12 protein-coding genes are annotated in these 20,401 nt (G+C 69.1%); 10 read left to right on the plus strand and 2 right to left on the minus strand.

The annotated features are described in order from the left end of the window. Positions 1–51 precede the first annotated feature (51 nt). The 3 genes from Ate02nite_RS03930 to Ate02nite_RS03940 all read left to right on the plus strand — a co-directional run bounded on the left by Ate02nite_RS03930 (position 52) and on the right by Ate02nite_RS03940 (position 5,941). Positions 52–4,170 carry a GH92 family glycosyl hydrolase gene (locus tag Ate02nite_RS03930; RefSeq protein WP_239147098.1) on the plus strand — a complete coding sequence of 1,373 codons (4,119 nt, stop codon included), beginning with the start codon at positions 52–54 and terminating at the stop codon, positions 4,168–4,170. A 103-nt stretch (positions 4,171–4,273) separates the two neighbouring features. Further along, on the plus strand, positions 4,274–5,476 hold the full coding sequence (locus Ate02nite_RS03935) for a serine hydrolase domain-containing protein (RefSeq protein WP_203798780.1): 1,203 nt from the start codon (positions 4,274–4,276) through the stop codon (positions 5,474–5,476). 42 nt (positions 5,477–5,518) lie between these two features. Then, positions 5,519–5,941 (plus strand): PPOX class F420-dependent oxidoreductase, encoded by a 423-nt coding sequence (locus tag Ate02nite_RS03940; protein WP_203798782.1) that lies wholly within the window; start codon positions 5,519–5,521, stop codon positions 5,939–5,941. Here the strand turns inward: Ate02nite_RS03940 and Ate02nite_RS03945 are convergent. Further along, complete coding sequence (locus tag Ate02nite_RS03945) at positions 5,935–9,120, minus strand: GH92 family glycosyl hydrolase (protein ID WP_239147099.1); 3,186 nt, start codon at positions 9,118–9,120, stop codon at positions 5,935–5,937. The two genes, Ate02nite_RS03940 and Ate02nite_RS03945, sit on opposite strands and share 7 nt — an antisense overlap. 201 nt (positions 9,121–9,321) lie before the next feature. On the opposite strand from Ate02nite_RS03945, the gene Ate02nite_RS03950 reads away from it, so the two are divergent. The 6 genes from Ate02nite_RS03950 (at position 9,322) to Ate02nite_RS03975 (ending at position 18,799) form a co-directional block, all read left to right on the plus strand. Beyond that, entirely contained in the window at positions 9,322–12,066 is a 2,745-nt protein-coding gene (locus tag Ate02nite_RS03950; protein ID WP_203798784.1) for a putative bifunctional diguanylate cyclase/phosphodiesterase, read from the plus strand. Continuing rightward, on the plus strand, positions 12,063–13,205 hold the full coding sequence (locus Ate02nite_RS03955; protein WP_203798786.1) for a type III PLP-dependent enzyme: 1,143 nt from the start codon (positions 12,063–12,065) through the stop codon (positions 13,203–13,205). The genes Ate02nite_RS03950 and Ate02nite_RS03955 overlap by 4 nt, the downstream gene beginning before the upstream one ends. 130 nt (positions 13,206–13,335) lie before the next feature. Further along, on the plus strand, positions 13,336–14,538 hold the full coding sequence (locus Ate02nite_RS03960) for an MFS transporter (RefSeq protein WP_203798788.1): 1,203 nt from the start codon (positions 13,336–13,338) through the stop codon (positions 14,536–14,538). A gap of 181 nt (positions 14,539–14,719) precedes the next feature. Then, positions 14,720–16,429 carry a galactose-binding domain-containing protein gene (locus Ate02nite_RS03965; protein WP_203798790.1) on the plus strand — a complete coding sequence of 570 codons (1,710 nt, stop codon included), beginning with the start codon at positions 14,720–14,722 and terminating at the stop codon, positions 16,427–16,429. After that, the gene (locus Ate02nite_RS03970) at positions 16,426–17,667 is read left to right on the plus strand and encodes a DUF1996 domain-containing protein (protein WP_203798793.1); all 1,242 of its coding nucleotides are present in this window, start codon (positions 16,426–16,428) and stop codon (positions 17,665–17,667) included. The genes Ate02nite_RS03965 and Ate02nite_RS03970 overlap by 4 nt, the downstream gene beginning before the upstream one ends. Positions 17,668–17,791: 124 nt before the next feature. Continuing rightward, the gene (locus Ate02nite_RS03975; protein WP_203798795.1) at positions 17,792–18,799 is read left to right on the plus strand and encodes a LacI family DNA-binding transcriptional regulator; all 1,008 of its coding nucleotides are present in this window, start codon (positions 17,792–17,794) and stop codon (positions 18,797–18,799) included. A 111-nt stretch (positions 18,800–18,910) separates the two neighbouring features. Here the strand turns inward: Ate02nite_RS03975 and Ate02nite_RS03980 are convergent, their stop codons facing one another. Beyond that, a complete protein-coding gene (locus tag Ate02nite_RS03980) occupies positions 18,911–19,756 on the minus strand; it encodes an oxidoreductase (protein WP_203798805.1) in 846 nt (281 codons plus the stop codon). Positions 19,757–19,837: 81 nt separating this feature from the next. Here Ate02nite_RS03980 and Ate02nite_RS03985 point away from each other — a divergent pair, with 81 nt between their 5' ends. Then, entirely contained in the window at positions 19,838–20,395 is a 558-nt protein-coding gene (locus tag Ate02nite_RS03985) for a TetR/AcrR family transcriptional regulator (RefSeq protein ID WP_203798806.1), read from the plus strand. The last annotated feature ends 6 nt before the right edge of the window (positions 20,396–20,401 follow it).

The following is a 20,401-nucleotide window of genomic DNA, read 5'->3' on the forward strand; positions in this document are numbered from 1 at the left end:
CCACACTGGATAGTGGCGACAGTGACCGCAAGCAGCCTAATGGGAGCGATCATGATCGGCAGTCCCGCCCACGCGGCGGCGCCGGCGTTCGCGTCGTCGTTCGAAACCGGCGATCCGCAACCGGCCTGGACCGACACGGTCGAGCGCGCCGACGGCGTGGACGGCGCCCTCAACGCCGGCATGCCGGGCAGCCTGCGCGCGCACGTCAGCGCGATCGCGGTGAACGCGCAGCCCAACGCGAACGAGAACGGCAACAACCTCAACGACGGCGACCCGGCCACCAAGTGGCTGGTGGACACCTCGCCGAGCTGGGCGCAGTACACCCTGGATGCCCCGGCGGCGGTCGTGAAGTACGCGCTGACCAGCGCCAACGACGCGCCGGAGCGGGATCCGCGGGACTGGACGCTGCAGGGCTCGGCCGACGGGTCAACCTGGACCACGGTCGACACCCGATCGGGTGAGTCGTTCGCCGACCGGTTCACCACGAACACTTACGACGTGGCGACGCCTGCGTCCTACCCCATCTACCGGCTCACCATCACCGGGCACCCGTCCGGCAACCTCACCCAGCTCGCCGATCTGGAACTGGCCGACGCCAACACCACACCGCCGGCTCAGGGGCCGCCGCAGAGCCGGGTCGGCAACGGGCCGGCCAGCGCGCCGACCGCGAAGGCCAACGCCGGTTACACCGGACTCCAGGCGTTCCAGCTGGCGGGACGGCACACCACGGACGGGCGCGGGTACGCGTACAGCAAAGTCTTTGATGTTGATCTGAGCGTGAGCGCGGACACCGAACTGTCGTATCTCGTCTTTCCCGAGTTCAACCGGACCGACCTCAGCAATCCGGCCACCTGGACCGCGGTGGATCTGGCCTTCACCGACGGTAGTTACCTGTCCGATCTGAAGGCGACCGATCAACACGGCGTAGTGCTCAGCCCGGCTACGCAGGGTGCGTCCAAGACCCTCTACACCGCGCAGTGGAATCAACGGACCGCACGGATCGGCGCGGTCGCGGCCGGCAAGACCATCGACCGGATCCTGGTCGGGTACGACAAGCCGAGCGGGCCGACGACCTTCCGGGCCTGGTTCGACGACATCTCGATCGGCGACGTCGCGGTCGCGACGCCCAAGACGCACCTGGCGGAGTACGCCGACACGCGGCGCGGCACCCAGTCGTCCGGCGACTTCTCGCGGGGCAACAACTTCCCGGCCACCGCGGTTCCGCACGGCTTCAACTTCTGGACGCCGGTGACCGACGCCGGCTCGACGAGCTGGCTCTACCAGTGGTCGCGGCAGAACAACGCGGCGAACCGGCCGACGATCCAGGCGTTCTCGGCCAGCCACGAGCCGTCGCCGTGGATGGGCGACCGGCAGACGTTCCAGGTCATGCCGTCGCTGGCGACCGACGCCAACCGGACAAACCGCGCGCTCAGCTTCAGCCACGACAACGAGATCGCCAAGCCCTACTACTACGGCGTGACCTTCGACAACGGGCTCAAGACCGAGCTCGCACCGACCGACCACGCGGCACTGTTCCGGTTCACCTTCCCCGGCGACAACGCCAACCTGATCCTGGACAACGTCAACGGCAACTCCGGCCTCACCATCGACGCCGCCAACCAGTCCTTCTCCGGCTGGTCCGACGTCAACAGCGGCAGCCTCTCGGCCGGCTGGACCCGCCTGTTCGTCTACGCCACGGTGGACGCTCCGATCACCGCCAGCGGCATGCTGACCAGCGGAAACCGGCCGTCGACCGGCTACCTGAAGTTCGGCGCGCGCACCGCCAACCTGCGGATCGCCACCTCACTGATCAGCGTGGCCCAGGCCAAGCACAACCTCGACCTGGAGATCGCGCCGGACGCGACGCTCGAATCGGTGCGGGATGCCGCGCTGAAGCAGTGGGACGCCAAGATGAAGACGATCGAGGTCGAGGGCGCCTCGGAGGACCAGCTCACGACGCTGTACTCCAACCTGTACCGGCTGTTCCTCTACCCGAACTCGGCCTACGAGAACACCGGAACGAATGCGGAGCCGGTCTTCAAGCACACCGTCCAGTCGGCGGTCAGCTCGCCGGCCAGCACCCCGACCGAGACCGGAGCGCCGGTCAAGGACGGGAAGGTGTACGTCAACAACGGGTTCTGGGACACCTATCGCACTACGTGGCCGGCCTATTCGCTGCTCACCCCGAGTGACGCCGGCGAGATGGTCAACGGGTTCGTGCAGCAGTACAAGGACGGCGGATGGATCTCGCGCTGGTCGTCCCCCGGGTACGCCAACCTGATGGTCGGGACCAGTTCGGACGTTGCCTTTGCCGACGCGTACCTCAAGGGGGTCAAAGGTTTTGATGTTGAGGCGGCCTATCAGGCGGCGCTGAAGAACGCGACGGTCACCCCGCCCAACCAGAACGTCGGGCGGAAGGCGCTCGCCACCTCGATCTTCAAGGGGTACACGCCGTCGGACGCCACCGGCGAGGCGATGTCGTGGGCGATGGACGGTTACATCAACGACTTCGGCATCGCGAACATGGCGGCGGCGCTCGGCAAGACCGAGGAGGCCGAGTACTTCCGGAACCGGGCGCTGAACTACGTCAACATGTTCGACCCGAGCGTCGGATTCTTCCAGGGTAGAGATTCCAGCGGCCGATTCCGGAACACCGCCGACACCTACGACCCGCGGGTCTGGGGGTACGACTACACCGAGACCGATGGCTGGAACATGGCGTTCCACGTGCCGCAGGACGGGCAGGGCCTGGCCAATCTTTATGGCGGCAAACAGGGGCTGGCCGACAAGCTGGACCAATTCTTCGCGACCCCGGAGACGGCCGGTTTCCCCGGCTCCTACGGCGGCACGATCCACGAGATGCTCGAGGCCCGCGACGTGCGAATGGGCCAGTGGGGCTTCAGCAACCAGCCCTCGCACCACATTCCGTACATGTACAACTTCGCCGGTCAGCCGTCGAAAACGCAGGCGCTGGTCCGGGAGGCATTGTCCCGGCTCTATCTGGGCAGCGAGATCGGCCAGGGTTACCCCGGCGACGAGGACAACGGCGAGATGTCGGGGTGGCAGGTGTTCTCGGCGCTCGGCTTCTACCCGTTGCAGATGGGCAGCCCGGCGTACGCGATCGGTTCCCCGCTCTTCACCAAGGCCACGGTCAACCTGGAGAACGGCAAGAAGATCGTCATCAATGCCCCGGCCAATTCGGCGAAGAACGTCTACGTCCAGGGTTTGAAAATCAACGGCAAGACCTATGCGAGTACGTCGTTGCCGCACTCGTTGCTGGCCGACGGAGCGACCCTCGACTTCGACATGGGCTCGAAGCCGTCGTCGTGGGGTGCCGACTCCCCGCCGCCGTCGCTGACCACCGGTTCCTCGGTGGCGTCGCCGCTGCGCGACCTGACCGGCCCCGGTAAGGGCACCGCGTCCCTTCCGGTCCTGGTCGACGACACCTCGGCGACCCGGGCGGCGGTGCCCGGCTCGTTCACCTACACCTTCGGCAGCGCCGGCGAGGAAGCCACCTATTACACCCTGACCTCGGCCGACACCACCGGCACCGACCCGGCATCGTGGACCCTGCGCGGCTCCTACGACGGCACCACCTGGGCCACCATCGACAGCCGCACTGCGCAGACCTTCGACTGGCGACTGCAGACCAGGCCGTTCAAAATCGCCAACCCGGGCCGCTACAAGTACTACGCGCTGGACCTGACCGGCTCGCTGGCCGAGGTGGAGTTGCTCGGTAACCCCGCACCGGCCTGCACCACCACGATCGCCGACCAGGTGAGCGGCGCCCTGACGGTGAAGTCGGGCGTCACCTGCCTGGCCCCCGGCGCCACGGTGACCGGCCTGGTCACGGTGGTCAAGGGCGCGTCGCTCTACGCCACCGGCGCCACCCTGAAGGCGGCGGTGACCGCCACCGGCGCCGGCACCCTGTCCCTGCTCAACTCCACGGTGACCGGCGCGATCACGGCCACGAACTCCGGCCCGACAGCCCTGGAACACAACACCATCCGCGGTTTCGTCACCCTGACGTCCGGCCACGGCTCGACGGTGGTCGCGGCCAACAACATCAACGGCTCCCTGACGTGTACGGCCAATCAGCCCCCGCCGGTGAACAACGGCCTGCCCAACGCCGGGACGGGCATCCGCCTCGGCCAGTGCAGCAAGCTCTAGTCAGCAGGCTGGCCGGGCCCTGTGCCCGGCCAGCCTGCGTATATCGCCGGCATATCGGAAACCGCATACGCCATGGCAACGGCCGGGCGGCTTGAGTAACGGCATGAACGCATCGATCGGGAAGATCAACCGTCGGCGTCTGATCGGATGGGGCGGGCTGGCCGCGGCCGGCGCGCCCCTCCTTGGCGCCGGGCCCGCCCACGCCGCCGGTATTCCACCGGGCACCCGGCCGGGCGGGCCCTACGACCGGTACGTGGCTCAGTTGGCCGCCGAAGGCAAGTTCTCCGGGGTGGTGCTGCTCGCCCATCGGGGCCGGACGGTGCTGTCCCGCAGTTACGGCCTGGCCGACCGGGAGCGTGGAATCCCCAACCGGGAGAGCACCGCGTTCGCCCTCAGCTCGGCCGGCAAACCGTTCCACGCGGTGGCCATCCTGCAGCTGGCGCAGCAGGGCCGGCTGCAGCTGTCCGACCCGGTGGGTAAATACCTGACCGGCTTCGACCCGGCGATCGCCGAGCGGGTGACCATCCACCACCTGCTCTCCGGCCTCTCCGGGACGGACACCCCGGCCGAGGACGTGCAGCGCGTCTTCCGGAGCCGGGACGAGGTGCGCGGTTACTACCAGCAGCGGGCCCGGCAGGCGACCCTGGTCGGCATCCCCGGCGTCCCCAGCCCCACCCACCAGGAGGCCGAGACCACCATTCCGGCGTTGCTGGTGGAGGCCCTCACCGGCGGGACGTACTGGGACTACGTCGAGGAGAACATCTTCCGGCGCGCCGGGATGACCGGGTCGGCGTTCTACACAAGGCCGCAGTGGCTCACCGACCGGCATCTCGCCCACCCGTACATGACGGTGGCCGACGGCAGCCGGGTGGACGCCGTCCGCCACCTGGATCAGGGCAGCCCGTACCCGTATATCCTGGGCAAGAACCCAGGCCGCGCCTTCATCGACGCCCCCGGCGACGGCGGTTTCGCCACCGCCCCGGATCTGGTCCGGTTCACCCAGGCCCTGACCGACGGCACGCTCCTGGACCGCCCTTGGTCCGACGTGTTCCTGGCCCCCAAGATCCCGCACGGACCGACGTCCTTCGCCGCGTACGGCCTATCACTCGACATAGTCGGCGGCCAGTCGGCCTACCAGCGAGCCGGCGGCAACCCCGGCGTAGGCGCCAACTGGAGCATCTATCCGGACACCGGCTGGACCGGCGTAATCCTCAGCAACCACGACAACTTCCCACTGGTGGAGATGCTCGGCCAGGAGGTGCAGGCAATCACCGGAGTAGCCCCCGGCGAGAGCGAGGGCGGCTGATCCACCCGCCCTCGACGGTGGCAACACAGTAGATTCGGGGGTATGTCCGAAGAGCAACTGTGGGGCGTCATTGCCGGCGGGAATCTTGGCACGGTGGCGACCATCAAGAAGGACGGGCGGCCTCAGCTGTCCGATGTCAGCTACACCGCTGGGGACGACCGGGTCATTCGGTTCTCTACCCGGACCGCGCTGGCCAAGGTGCACAACCTGCGCCGGGATCCGCGGGTCAGCATCAAGGTCACCGCGGCCGGTGGCTGGGGTTACGCGGTCGGTGAGGGGACGGCGGAGCTCAGTGCGGTCTCCTGGGCCGAGGACGACGCGACCGTCGAGGAGCTGATCGAGATCTACCGGGCGATCGCCGGCAAGGAGCACCCGGACTGGGACGACTATCGGCGGGCCATGGTGGCGGACGGCCGGCTGGTCGTCCGCATCCACGTCGAGCACCTCTACGGCTGGACTCAGTAAAGGCTGAGTGCGTACAGATAAAGGCCTGACAAAGCGGGCAGCGTCAGTGAACGCACCTGCTTTCCCTCGGCCGCGGGGACGGTCACGCCGAACAGGCTGACCGGCGGGCCGTCGACGCCCTGGCCGGCCTTGATCCGGTGGTCCATGGCCAGCAGCGTCGTGGTGCCGGCCGCCGGGCCGGCACACCAGTCGGCCACGGTGAGCGGCACCGACGCGTAGCTTCCGTCGGTGTAACCGACCGTAAGGCCGCCGCTGACCGGGCCGTTGTGGCTGGTCACGACGAGGTGCGCGCCGCCGAAACCGCCGGGCAGCAGCAGGGGCTGGCCGGCGAACGGCACGAAGTTCGGCGCGGTGCCGGCCGGCGACGGCGCGTTGTACGTGACGCCGGCCCAGGTCACCGGGCCGGCCGCCGGCAGAAGATCAGCGTCGAAACTCCAGCCGCCGCCGTCGAAATTGCCCTCGCCGGGCGCGCTCACCGTCGCGGTGCCGTCGCGGGTCAGGGCCGGGCCAAGATCAACAGCGCAACCCGAGGCAAAGGCACAGGTCAACGGCGTACTGACGACCAAGCTCGCCGTCGTTTCCACCGGCTGGGCGCCGGTCACGCTCACCATCAGAGGGTACGAGGCGAGCGCCGCCCCCTGCGGGGCCGTGACCGTTACCGCCGCGGTGGCGGAAACCGGATGATGGCGTGACGTGATTGGCCGAGGCTGCCGTACTGTCACACCCCACCCGTCGGGCACCGTGGCCTCGATCCGCGGGCGCAGCACACCGGGAGCCTGGCCGACCAGGTCCACGGTCAGCGTGACGCTGCCACCGGGAGCCAGGGCGGCCGACGACGGCCGGATCGCGGCGTCGAGGTGGGTGCGGTTGTCGGCCGGTGCCTGGTTGACCGAGGGCGGCTGGTCGGCGGCCGCCGTGCCCCAGCGGGACGGGCTGTCGCCGAGGGTGTGCGCGATCGTGCCGCCCGACCCGATCGCCGACCAGGGGATCCAGTTCTTGGCCAGCGCCCGCCCGCCGACCGCGACCCGCTGGATGTAGCGGCGGGTGTCCGAGGCCCCGGGCGCGGTGATGGTCAGCGGGTGCCCGGCCACGTCGACCACCGCGGACGGGAACTGCGGGCTGGACACGGCCAGGAAGTTGGCGCCGCTCATGGTCGGGTACAGGCCGAGCGAGGAGAACACGTACCAGGCGCTCATCGTGCCGAGGTCGTCGTTGCCGGTCATCCCGTCGGGGCCGGTGGTGAACAGGGTCATCGCCGCCCGCACCACCGTCGCGGTCTTGGCGGGCGCGCCGGCCCAGTGATAGAGGTACGGCGCGAGCAAATCCGGTTCGTTGTTCGGGTTGTAGGTGTGTTTCGAGTAGTACTCATAGGGGCTGGCGATCCAGTCGGTGCGGGCGGTGCCGGCCGGGTCGGTGAGCAGGTGGGGATAGGCGAAGAAGTCGTCGAGCCGCTGCTCGGTGTCGCGCCGCCCACCCATCAGCCCGACCAGCCCGGCCGGGTCCTGCGGCACCAGCCACTGGTACTGGTAGGCGCCGCCCTCGTGGAACTGCTCGGCCGCGGCCACCGGGTCGTACGGGGTGAGCCAGGTGCCGTCCACCGTGCGCGGCCGGAACTGGCCGATCGAGGAGTCCCACAGGTTGCGGTACCACTGGCCGCGCCCGGCGAAGACCTGAGCGTCCGATGCAAAACCGAGCCCGGCGGCCATCAGGGCCAGGGAAGCGTCGGCCGCCGCGTATTCGAGGGTCGCCGAGGCCGGGTGCTGGCAGTCGTTGTCGCCGCCCTTGGCCACGCAGTCGGTGCCGACCTTCAGGCCCGACGGGATGTACCCACGATCCGCGTAGTACCTGATCCCGGTACGCCCGTTGTAGGGCGACGACGACGGCGGCTCGCTGAGTGCGTTGGCGCGCAGTAGCCCGTACGCCTCCTGCTCATGGCCTTGAAGCAGGCCTTTCGACCAGGCCTCGACCAGGAACGGGGTGACCGGGTCACCGGTCATGATGTTGGTTTCGCTGTTGGCCAGGGCCCAGCGCGGCAGCCAGCCGCCGTCCCGCCCGATCGCCAGCACCGACAACGCGACGTCCCGAGCGACGCCCGGGGTGAGCAGTTCGAGCAGCTGGTTCTGCGGGCGGTAGGTGTCCCAGAGGGAGAAGTTCTGGTACGGCGTGTAGCCGTCGGCCCGGTGCACAGCCCGGTCGAAGCCGACGTAGGACCCGTCCACGTCGCCGGCCAGGTTCGGGTGCAGCAGCGAGTGGTAGAGCGCGGTGTAGAAGGCGATGCGCCGGTCCGCCGTACCCCCGCCGATGTTGATTTTGGCCAGCGCATCCACCCACGAAGCCCGCAGCGACGCACGAACCTGGTCGAAGTCGTAGCCGTCGCCGGTCTCGGCGGCGAGGTTGGCCCGCGCCCCGGCCAGGCCGGTGTAGGACAGCCCGACCTTGACCACCACGCTTTCCGAATCCGACGGAAACGACACGAACGCGCCGTTGCCGCCACTGCCGGCGGCATCCCGGGAGCCGGCCGTGATCGCCGACCCGCGCCACGTGCCGAACGAGGCGAACGGCCGGTCGAAGGAGGCGGTGAAGTAGACGGTGTGGTCGTCCTTGCCGGCGCAGAAGTTGCCGGCGTGCACCCGGCCCTCGACGGTCCGGTCCCCCACCACGTGGATCTCCGAGTCGAATACCGACTGGTTGGCCTTACCGGTGTTGAACAGGACGTTCGCGGCGCTTCCGGCCGGGAACGTGTAGCGCTGCCAGCCGGTGCGCGCGGTCGCGGTCAGTTCTGCGTCGACGCCGTAACGAGAAAGGCCGACCCGGTAGTAGCCGGGCGTGGCCTCCTCGTCGACGTGCGAGTAGGCCGAGCGGTAGGCGGCCGGGTCCACGCTGGTGATCGCCCCGGTGGTCGGCATCATCGGCAGTTCGCCGGCCACCCCACAGCCGACGCCGGAGAGGTGCGTCTGGCTGAAGCCGTAGATGCTGCTCTGCTTGTAGTCGTAGCCGCCCTGGCCACCGGTGTCCGGGCTGACCTGCACCATGCCGAAGGGCGCACTCGCGCCGGGAAAGGTGTTGCCGAAGTTCTCGGTGCCTACGAGGGGGTTCACCAGGTCTACCGGTTGTTCGATCGGGGCCGGCGCCACCAGTAGAGCGGCGAGCAGCGCGACGGCCGAGGCGATAGCGGTCATGGAAACCTCCCGTGACGAGCGTGATCTGCCGTTGACAACGTTGTCGCAAGCAAGTGACAACAGTCAATGCGTCTGCACCCGATTTGCACCCGGCGCCACAGGCTCTGCCCAGGAAAACCCTCATGCCGCCGCGCCCGGTCCCGATCTCCCGGTACAGCCGTCCATCTCGGGACGGCCACCACCGGACCGGAGACACGTCTGATGGGTGCCACCGAACCGCGGCTCAAGGCCCCGGTCGCACACGGCCTGCTGTGGTCACGACTGTGCCTGGTCGTGGGTGCGGCCGTCGTCGTCTTCGCCGTGGTGCTCAGCACCGGAATGGGCGGGCCGCAGGTGTCCGAGGCGGTCTCCGGCTTCGGGCTCTGCTACGCCGCCATCTCGGCCGCGATCGCCAGCCTGGTCTGCGCCGCCTGGTACTCCGGCCGGGCCCGGGCCGGCTGGGTGCTGATCGGGTTGGGCACGCTCAGCTGGGGGCTCGGCCAGGCCGCCTGGATCCTGCTGGACCGGCACGGGGACGAGCCGCCGCAGTTCACCTCGATGTCGTCGATCGGCTTCATCGGCATGGTCGTGCTTACCTCGGCCGGTCTGCTCACCCTGCCCAGCCCCGCGCAGGCCCTGGCCAACCGGATGCGCAGCGTCCTGGACGGCCTGATGGTGGCCGCCTCGCTGATCCTGATCGCCTGGATCTTCGTGGTCGCCCCCCGGTTCGACGACGGCCGGGACACCCCCGAGTCGCTGTACTTCAGCCTGGTCAACCCGCTCGGCGACGTCATGATCATCACGATCGTGCTGTACATGCTGGCCCAGCACCGCGGGCGGCGACCGTTCAGCACGCTGATGCTTGTCGGCTCCGGGATCGTCGCGTTCGCGATGTCCGACATCTGCTACGCCTACCTCAACCTGATCGGCGAGTACCGGCCCGGCTCGGTCTCCGACATCGGGTGGTTCGCCGGCTTCGCGCTGATCCTGGTGGCGGCCATGAAGCCGCTGCCGGTCGAGCCCGCCGAGGTGTCCGAGGCCGAGCGCAACCAGCCGGTCGGCCTGCTGCTGCCCTACATCGCGGTGCTCGCGGCCCTGCTCACCACGGTCTTCTGGTACGCCAAGGTCGGGCACAGCGACCTGTTCGTGGCGTACACCCGCTCGGCCCTGATCCTGCTGATCGTCGGCCGCCAGCTGCTCACCCTGCGGGAGAACCGCAACCTCACCCGCAACCTGGAAGCCCGGGTCGCCGGCCGGACCGCCGAGCTGTTCGCCAGCGAGCAGCGGTTCCACGCGCTCGTGCAGCACAGCTCGGACGTGGTCACCGTGGTCAGCCCGGAGGCCGACGTGCTCTACCAGAGCGAGTCGGTGCAGCGGGTCTTCGGCTTCCCGGCCCGGATGTTCACCGGCAAGCGGCTCACCAAGATGATCGACCCGGAGTCCGGCATCCGGCTCGCCCAGGCGCTGCGCCAGGTGGCCGGCCGGCCGTACGCGACGACCATGCTGGAACTGCCGGTGCGGCACCGCGACGGCCGGATCCGGCAGGCCGAGGTCACCATCACCAACCTGCTCTCCGACCCGAGCGTCGCCGGTCTCGTGCTCAACACCCGGGACATCAGCGAACGCAAGGAACTGCAGGACCAGCTCGTCCACGAGGCGTACCACGACGCGCTCACCCAGCTCGCCAACCGGGCGCTGTTCCGGGAGCGGGTCTCCGAGGCGCTGCGCCGCCGCGGCCCGGACGACGACGTGACCGTGCTCTTCCTCGACCTGGACGGGTTCAAGGAGGTCAACGACAGCCTCGGGCACCTGGCCGGCGACCAGTTGCTGGTGCAGGTGGCCGACCGGCTGCGCGCCTCGGTCCGCGAGGACGACGTGGTCGCCCGGTTCGGCGGCGACGAGTTCGCGGTGCTGATCCAGGCGGTTTTAAGTTCAGACGACGCCGAACAGGTCGCTCGGCGGATCGTCGAGGTCCTCGAGCAGCCGTTCCGCAGCGAGAGCCGGGACATCCACGTGCAGGCCAGCATCGGCCTGGCCGCGGCGAGCGTGCTGGGCGAACCGGAGGGCGACGGCGCCGAGCAGCTCATGCGCAACGCCGACCTGGCCATGTACAAGGCCAAGTCGGCCGGCGGGGCGTGCTTCGCCGCGTACGACCCGGAGATGCTGGCCGGCCTGGTGGCCCGGCTGGAGCTCGAGGCCGACCTGCGGGCCGCCCTCGACCGCGGTCAGCTGCACCTGCACTACCAGCCCACGGTCGACCTGGCGACCAGCGAGGTGATCGGCTTCGAGGCCCTCGCCCGCTGGGAGCACCCGACCCGCGGCATGATCCCGCCGACCGAGTTCATCCCGATCGCCGAAGCGACCGGCCTGATCGTGCCGCTGGGCCGCTGGGTGCTGAGCGAGGCCTGCCGGCAGGCGGTCGAGTGGTCCGCGCAGTCCGGCGGCCGCAAGGTCAAGATGGCGGTCAACGTCTCGGTGCGTCAGTTCGACCGGGCCGACCTGGTCGAGGTGGTCGCCTCGATCCTGGCCGAGACCGGCATGCCGGCCGATCAGTTGTGCCTCGAGATGACCGAGAGCGTGCTGATGACCGACACCGACGACAACCTGGAGCAGCTGCTGCGGCTCAAGGCGCTCGGCGTCACGCTGGCCATCGACGACTTCGGCACCGGTTACTCGTCGCTGGCCTACCTGCGCCGCTTCCCGGTCGACACCCTCAAGATCGACCGGTCGTTCGTGGAGCGGCTCGGCGCCCTCACCGACGACACCGCGCTGGCCGACACCATCGTGCAGCTCGGCAAGAGCCTCGGCATGGCCACCGTGGCCGAGGGCATCGAGGAGTTCGGCCAGCTGGCCGCCCTCCGCGAGATGGGCTGCCACTTCGCCCAGGGCTACTACTTCTCCCGCCCGGTCCCGGCCTCCGAGGCCGGCGAACTCTTCCTCTCCGCCACCGTCAAAGGAGCCGCATGACCACCGCCCTCGCGTCGGCCGCCCCGATCGCCCTGCAACTGATCGACGTGCCCACCCCCTACCTGGTCACCGACCTCACCGTGGTGGCCGGCCGCTACGTGCAGTTCCTGTGCGCGATGCCGGGCGTGCGCGTCCACTACGCGATGAAGTGCAACTCGTCGCCGGAGATCCTGCGGACCCTGGCCGCGGCCGGGTCGGCATTCGAGATCTCCTCGATCGCCGAGCTGCGGATGCTGCAGGTGCACGGGGTCGACCCGGCCGACGTGCTCTACAGCCACCCGATCAAGGCACCCGGCATGATCGCGGCGGCCTGGAAGGCCGGGGTGCGGCGGTTCGGCTTCGACTCGCCGGGCGAGCTGGCCAAGATCGCCGAGAACGCCCCCGACTCGGCCGTCTACGTGCGACTCCGGGTCGACGACACCACAAGTGTCTTCCCGGCCGGAAATACCTTCGGGACAGACAACGACGAGGCGTACGACCTGATGCTGCTCGCCCGCCGGATGGGCCTGCAGCCGTACGGGGTGACCTTCCACGTCGGCTCCCAGTGCCAGAGCACCGGGGCCTGGCGGTCGGCGATCCGGCAGGCCGGCGAGTTGATGGACCGGCTCCGCGACGAGGGCATCGAACTGGAGATGCTCGACCTCGGCGGCGGTTTCCCGGCCCACTACGTAGCCGGTGATCCGTCGATCGAGCAGCTCGGCCAGGTGGTCGCCGAGGAGATCGCGCTGCTGCCCTATCGCCCGGCGCTGGTCACCGCCGAGCCGGGCCGGTTCCTGGTGGCCGAGGCCTCGGTGCTGGCGGCCAAGGTGATCGGGCGGGAACTGCGCGGGGAGGAGCACTGGCTCTACCTCGAGGTCGGCGCCTACCACGGGCTGATGGAATCGCTGCAGTCGCCGGGCGGCTGGGACTACCCGATGTCGAGCTCGCTGCCCGACCACGACGCGCAGCCGACGCTTCCGTTCACCATCGCCGGGCCGAGCGGCCACGCCACCGACGTGGTCGGCTATGCCATCCCGCTGCCGGCCGGCCTGACCGTCGGCGACGTGCTGTACTTCGGCTCGGCCGGCGCCTACACCCTGGCGTACGCGTCGAATTTCAACGGCTTCGCACCCCCCACGCCGGTCTTCGTCGGCGGCTAGGATCCTCGGCATGACAACCCCATGCGACATCGCTGCCGCTTCCGGTGTCGTGCGCATTCCGCCGGGCTGATGACCCTCTACTAGGCGCGCCCATGGCACCGGGACCACTTCGGCCCCGGGATGCTTCCGCATGTCGTCATATCGTCTCTACCTGCTCATCTGCGGTCTCGGCTCGTTTGCCGGCACGACCGCCTTCACCCTCAATCTGATCTATCAGGCCACCGTCGTCGGCTTGTCGCCGCTGCAGCTCGTGCTGGTCGGCACCGTCATGGAGACGGTGGCCTTCCTCGCCCAGGTGCCCACCGGCGTCATCGCCGATCTCTACAGCCGACGCCTCTCGGTGATCATCGGTTATCTGCTGATGGGCGCCGGCCTGCTGGTCTGGGGTCTGTTCCCGTCGTTCGGCGCGATCCTGGTCGCCAACGTCGTCTGGACCATCGGCGCGGTCTGCGTCGACGGTGCTGAGGAGGCGTGGGCCGCCGACGAGATCGACCCGGCGTCGGTCACCCGGGCGTTCGTGCGCGGCGGGCAGCTCGGTCAGGCCGGGTCGCTGCTCGGCATCGTCGCCGCCACGCTGCTCGCCTTCGCCGGGCTGGCCGTGCCGATCGTGGCTGGTGGGGTGCTCACGCTGCTGCTCGGCGTACTCCTCGTGGTCTTCATGAAAGAGGACGGCTGGTCGCCCACCGAGACCCGCGGGTCATGGCGGTCGATGGGCCGCCAGGTTGCGGCCGGCGGCCGCGCGGTGAGGCGCAGCACGCTGCTGGCCGGCATCGTGGCCGGCACGTTCTTCGCCGGCCTGAGCAGCGAGGGTTTCGATCGGCTGAGCCAGCCGTTCCTGCTGCCGTTCATCGGTACGGCCGTCTCCGACCAGCTCGTCTTCGGCGGGTTGGCCATGATCGCGGCACTGGGATCGATCGGTCTGACCGGTCTGCTCGGACGCCATCTCCACGCCGGACATCCGCGCCGGATCGGCGAGCTGATGACGGCCGTGCAGGCGGCCACCGCGGTCGGCATGATCGGCTTCGGGCTGGCCGGGCAGTGGTGGCTCGCGGTCGGGCTCTATCTGGTGGTCCGGCTGCTGCGGGACACCGCCACCCCGATCATGACGGTCTGGCTGGTCTCGGCGACCTTGTCGGACTCCCGGGCGACGGTCTTCTCCATCCAGGCGCAGGCCGACGCGCTCGGCCAGATCGTCGGCGGCCCACCGGCCGGTGTGGTCGGTCAGCGCCGCTCGATCGGCGCCGGCATCTCGATGGCCGGCCTGTTCCTGCTGCCGGCGGTGGCTCTTTTCGCGCTAGCGGCCCGACACTCGGCCCGTCAACCTGCTTCTTGACCACCGGGTCGCCGCCGGTTCCGGAACCGGCGGCGACCTGGGAAGCGCTTCCCGAGGCCGCTACCAGGCATTGACAGGGGTTGGAGCAGCGGTTCACAGTGTCAATCAAAAGAGCGCTTTCACAGCACTTTCCCCGGTGCGAAACCGCTCCGACACAATCCCCGACCCAGGAGTCAACCCCATGACATCCCCAATCCTGGTCCGTAGACGACCCTTCGCTCTGGCGCTGGCCGTTCTCGGCCTGCTCGCCACCTACTTCGTGGTCACCATGACTCGCGCCGACGCCGCCGAGGTCGTCGTGTCGCAGGGCAAGCCGGCCACGGCATCGTCCACTCAGATCGCCGGCGCCTATCTGGCGTCCGAGGCGGTGGACGGCAACACCGGCACCCGGTGGGCCAGCGCGTACGGCGCGGCCCAGTGGTGGCAGGTCGATCTGGGCACGCCGACCGCGGTCAGCCGGATCGCGATCAACTGGGAGGCGGCGTACGCCAAGGGCTTCACCATCCAGTTCTCCTCGGACGGCTCCTCGTTTACCCAGGCCTATGCCACCACGACCGGCCCCGGCGGCCAGCAGAGCATCACGGTCAGCGGAACCGCCCGCTACGTCCGGATAAATCTGACAGCGCGGGCGCTGGAAGCCTATGGCTACTCCTTCTGGGAGTTCCAAGTTTTCGCGGGTGGAACTACGACGCCTCCGACATCCGGCACCGCTCAGCTGCTCTCCTACAACAAGCCGGCGCTGGCCTCCACCTGGCAGAACGACGTCAACTGCAACCCCTGCAGCCCCGACAAGGCGTTCGACAACGACCCGGCCAGCCGCTGGGCGACCAGTTCCACCAACGGCTGGGTCGACCCCGGCTGGATCTCGGTCGACCTCGGTGCGACCGCGCAGATCAGCCAGGTCGTCCTGCAGTGGGACCCGGCGTACGGCACGGCTTACCAGATCCAGGTCTCGCCGGACAACGTGAACTGGACCTCGATCTACAGCACCACCACCGGTAACGGCCTCAAGGACGTCATCAACGCGACCGGCACCGGCCGCTACGTCCGGATGTACGGCACCGCCCGCAGCAGCGCCTACGGCTACTCGCTGTGGGAGTTCAGCATCTACGGCACCGGCGGCGCACCGGCCACCCCGCCCGCCAAGCCCGCCGACCCCACCTTCCCGGCCACCCGCCTGGTCTTCTCCGACGAGTTCAACGGCACCTCGGGCACCCGGGTCGACCAGTCGAAGTGGACGCTGGACCCGGGCACCGGTCAGAACGGCGAGCAGCAGTACTACTCCAACGGCGACAACGCCGCCCTGGACGGCCAGGGCCACCTGGTGATGACGGCCCGCAAGGAGACCGTCGGCGGCCGCGACTACACCTCGCACCGGATGAACACCGGCGGCAAGTTCACCTTCCAGTACGGCCGGGTCGAAGCCCGGGTCAAGGTGCCGAAGGGGCAGGGCTTCTGGCCGGCGTTCTGGATGATGGGTGCGGACTTCCTGACCGGGCGCCCGTGGCCGTACAACGGCGAGGTCGACATCATGGAGGTCCTCGGCAAGGACACCTTCACCAGTTACTCCACCCTGCACGCCCCGATGTACAACGGCGGCGGTGGCTACGGCGGGTCGTACAAGGCGGCCGGCGGTGCTGACCTGTCCAACGACTTCCACACCTGGGCGGCCGAGTGGGACTCGAAGGGCATCAAGTACTTCCTGGACAACACCCAGGTCTTCTACGCCGAGAAGGAGACGGTGGAGAACACCCGGGGCGCGTGGATCTTCGACCACCCGTTCTACCTGATCCTCAACCTGGCGGTCGGCGGTGACTGGCCGGGCGCGGTCGACGCGACCACTCCGTTCCCGTCGCAGATGCTTGTCGACTACGTGCGGGTGTACCAGTGAGGCGGGCCCTGTTCGCCGCGGCAATCTTGCTGGCCGGGTTGATCGCATTGCCAAGCAGCGCGAACGCCGCTGACGGCCTGATCTCCCAGGGAAAGACCGCCACGGCAAGCTCGACCGAGAGCGCCGCATTCCCGGCATCCAACGCCGTGGACGGAAATTTCGGGACACGCTGGTCGAGCGCGTTCAGCGACCCGCAATGGCTGCAGGTCGACCTGGGCGCGAGCGCCACCATCACCTCGGTGCTCATCGACTGGGAATCGGCGTACGCCCGGAGCTTCTCCTTGAAAACCTCGGCCAACGGAAGCAGTTGGACGACGGTCTACAGCACCACGACCGGCGCCGGCGGCAGGCAGACACTCACCGTCAGCGGCTCGGGGCGATATGTCCGGTTGGAAAGCACCGCCCGCGCCACCCAGTGGGGTGTATCGCTGAACGAGTTCCAAGTATTTGGGACCGGCGGGACCACGATTCCCCCAGGAGCCGTCCGGGTGGCCGAGTTCCTGGCCGATTGCCCGGCGAGCCACCGACTACCGGACGACCCGATCATCTTCCCCAACCTGCCCGGCGCCTCGCACATGCACAGCTTCTTCGGCAGCGAGACCACCAAGGCCAGCACCACGGTCACCGACCTGCTCAACGCGAACAGCAACTGCAACCCGTCGATCGACAAGTCGGCGTACTGGATCCCCACCTTCTACAACAACAACGTCCCGGTCGAGCCGACCACCGGCGTCTTCTACTACCTGGGCGAGGGGGTCAGTGACGCGCTGATCGCGCAGACCCAGCCGTTCCCGCTCGGCCTGCGGATCGTGGCCGGCAACGCGAAGGCCACCGGCCCGGCCGACAACACGATCGCGCGCTGGTCGTGTCTGGGTGCGGGCCAGGTGAACCCGTCGTCCGACTTCGTCACCTGCCCGGCCGGCTCGATGCTGGAGTCCTACCTGGACTTCCCGCACTGCTGGGACGGGGTGAACCTGGACTCGACCGACCACAAGAGCCACATGGCGTACCCGGTCGGCAACGCCTGCCCGGCCAGCCACCCGGTGGTCGTGCCGAAGCTGCGCCAGGTCATGCGATACCCGGTGAACGGCAGCCCGGCGAACTTCCGCCTGGCCTCCGGCGCCGGTTACACGATGCACGGCGACTTCTTCAACGCCTGGCCGGTCGACGAGATGGCCCGCCGGGTCAACGACTGCATCCGCATCATCGTCAAGTGCGGCGCGGACGGAAGGCCCTGAGATGAAGGCGGGTGCCGCCGGCTCCGGCGGCACCCGCCGGTCGCCTGAGAGCGCTCTCAACGGCGCTGCTGCTATAACAGACCGCATGAATCCCCGGCCGGCTCGCGGTGGCCAGCATCCGACGATGGACCAGGTGGCCGAGGCAGCCGGCGTCTCCCGGGCCACGGTCTCCCGCGTGATCAACGGCGCCCCCAGCGTCGACTCCAAGATCCGCGAGATGGTCCAGCGCGCGATCGCCGACACCGGCTACGTCCCCAACGTCGCCGCCCGCAGCCTGGTCACTCGCCGATCCAACTCGGTGGCCCTGGTGATCAGCGAGCCGGACCGCCCCGACAACCACAGCTTCCTGAACCGCATCTTCACCGACCCGTACTTCGGCCGGATCACCGCCGGTGCGACAAGCGCCCTGCGCCCGCACGACATCCACCTGGTGGTGATCCCCACCGATTCGACCGACCACCACCAGGTGGTCCGCTACCTGCGCCAGGGCCACGTGGACGGCGTCCTGCTGATCAGCAGCCACGAGCAGGACACCCTCCCCCGGCAGGTGCACGACCTGGGTATTCCCGCGGTGGTCTCGGCCCGCCCGACGTCCCCGATAGCGGTCAGCTACGTCGACGTCGACCAGCGCCTGGGCGCCCGCCTGGCCGCCGAACACCTGCTCAACCGCGGTTGCCGCGCGCTGGCAACAATCAGCGGCCCGCTCGACATCCCGTCCGGCCTGGACCGTCTGGACGGCTTCCGCTCGTTCCTGGCCGGCCGGGGTTTCCCGACCGTGCCCTCGGTCGAGGGCGACTTCACCCGGGCCGGCGGCGAGGCGGCGGCCCGCCGGCTCCTGACCGATTTCCCCGACATAGACGGCCTGTTCGTGGCGAACGACCTGATGGCCGAGGGCGCCCTGCGCCTCTTCCAGGACCTGGGCCGCCGAGTCCCCGACGACATCGCGGTGGTCGGCTTCGACGACAGCAGCGCCGCCCTGGACTGCCGCCCTTTGCTGACCACGGTCCGCCAGCCGGTGGAGGAGATGGCCGCCGAGATGGCCGAGGTCCTGATGGCCCACATAGCCACCCCCGGCCGCCTGCCCCGGTCGGTAACTTTCCAGCCGTCGCTGGTCATTCGAGACTCCGCCTAAACCCATATAAATACGGCCTACGAAGAGTCCACTGGCACGCAGGCGAGCCAGGCGATTGGTCCCGGCCGTTGGGCACCTCCGGCCCCAACGTCGTGGTTGCGCTTACCCCCGTCACCCCGCGGTTTCCGCCGGGAAATCGGCGGCGCGGCTGATCCCGGACCACTCAGCTGCCTCGGCGGCGCGCTCGGCCGAGGAGCGTTCGGCCAGGTCGACGGCGGTCGCGCCGAGCAGCAGGCGCAGCGGCGGGTTGGGGTGGCCGACCAGGTCGACCAGGATGCGGGCGGCCCGAGCCGGGTCGCCCGGCCAGGTGCCGGCGGTCTCCCGGCGGAACGCGTTCGTCTTGCCGACCGTCTCCTCATAGTCCGGGCTCACCGGGTGGAAGCTCATCGAGGCGCCACCCCAGTCGGTGCGGAACGGCCCGGGCTCGACGATGGTGACCTTGATGCCCAGCGGCTTGACCTCGGCGTTGAGCACCTCGGAGAAGCCTTCGACGGCAAACTTCGCGGCCTGATAGGCAGCCATCCCCGGGGTGCCTCCAACGCGGCCGCCGATAGAGGAGAACTGCAGGAAGTGACCGCGGCGCCGGCCGCGGAACACCGGCAGCGCAGCCCGGGTCACGTTGACCACCCCGTAGAGGTTGGCCTCCACCTGAGCGCGGAAGTCATCGAGCGGGGTGTCCTCGATCGAGCCGGAATTGCCGTATCCGGCGTTGTTGGCAACCACGTCGATCGCCCCGAAGCGATCCACCGCCTGCCCCACGGCCACCTCCGCGGCGCGCGAATCGGTGACGTCGAGCGGCAGCGCGAGGACCCGATCCCCATACGCCGCGACCAGGTCGTCAACGTGAGAAACCCGACGGGCGGTGGCCACGACGTTGTCGCCGGCCGCAAGTGCCGCAACGGCCAGCTCCCGGCCGAAGCCACGGGAGCTGCCGGTGATGAACCAGGTGCGAGCCATCCCTCTACCTACCTACTAGTTGGTTGGTTACCGCTCCAGCATAGGTTGGAAACCAACCAGTTGGTTGGTTAGGCTGATCACATGCCTCCCCGAGTTCGCGACGCCGAAGCATCCCGCCGCCGCATCCTGACCGCCGCCACCGCCGAGTTCGCCGCCCACGGCATAGCCGGCGCCCGGATGGACCGGGTGGCCGCCGAGGCGGCCAGCGCCAAGGAGCGCATCTACGCCTACTACGGCAACAAGGACGCCCTGTTCGACGCCGTCTTCACCGAAACCATCCGGCAGATCCTCGACACGGTCCACTTCGACGCCACCGACCTCCCCGGTTACGCCGGCCGCATGTTCGACTACTTCACCGACCACCCCGACGCCCAGCGCCTGACCACGTGGTACCGCTTGGAGCGCCCAGCCGGCCACGCCCTGGCCGCAGTGGTCGAGGCCAACCGCACCCGCCTGGACGCACTGGCCACCGCCGCGCTGACCACCGACTTCTCCCCCGTCGAACTGCTGACGCTGGTCCAAGCCATGGCCAGCGCCTGGGGCACGATGAACCCGGAATTCGCCGAGGCGGCGGCCACCTCCGACCGCCAGTCCCGCCGCCGCGCGGTCGTCGAGGCCGTCGGCCGCCTGGTCACCTGACCCCGG

It is taken from the genome of Paractinoplanes tereljensis (assembly GCF_016862435.1).
Lineage (GTDB): Bacteria > Actinomycetota > Actinomycetes > Mycobacteriales > Micromonosporaceae > Actinoplanes > Actinoplanes tereljensis.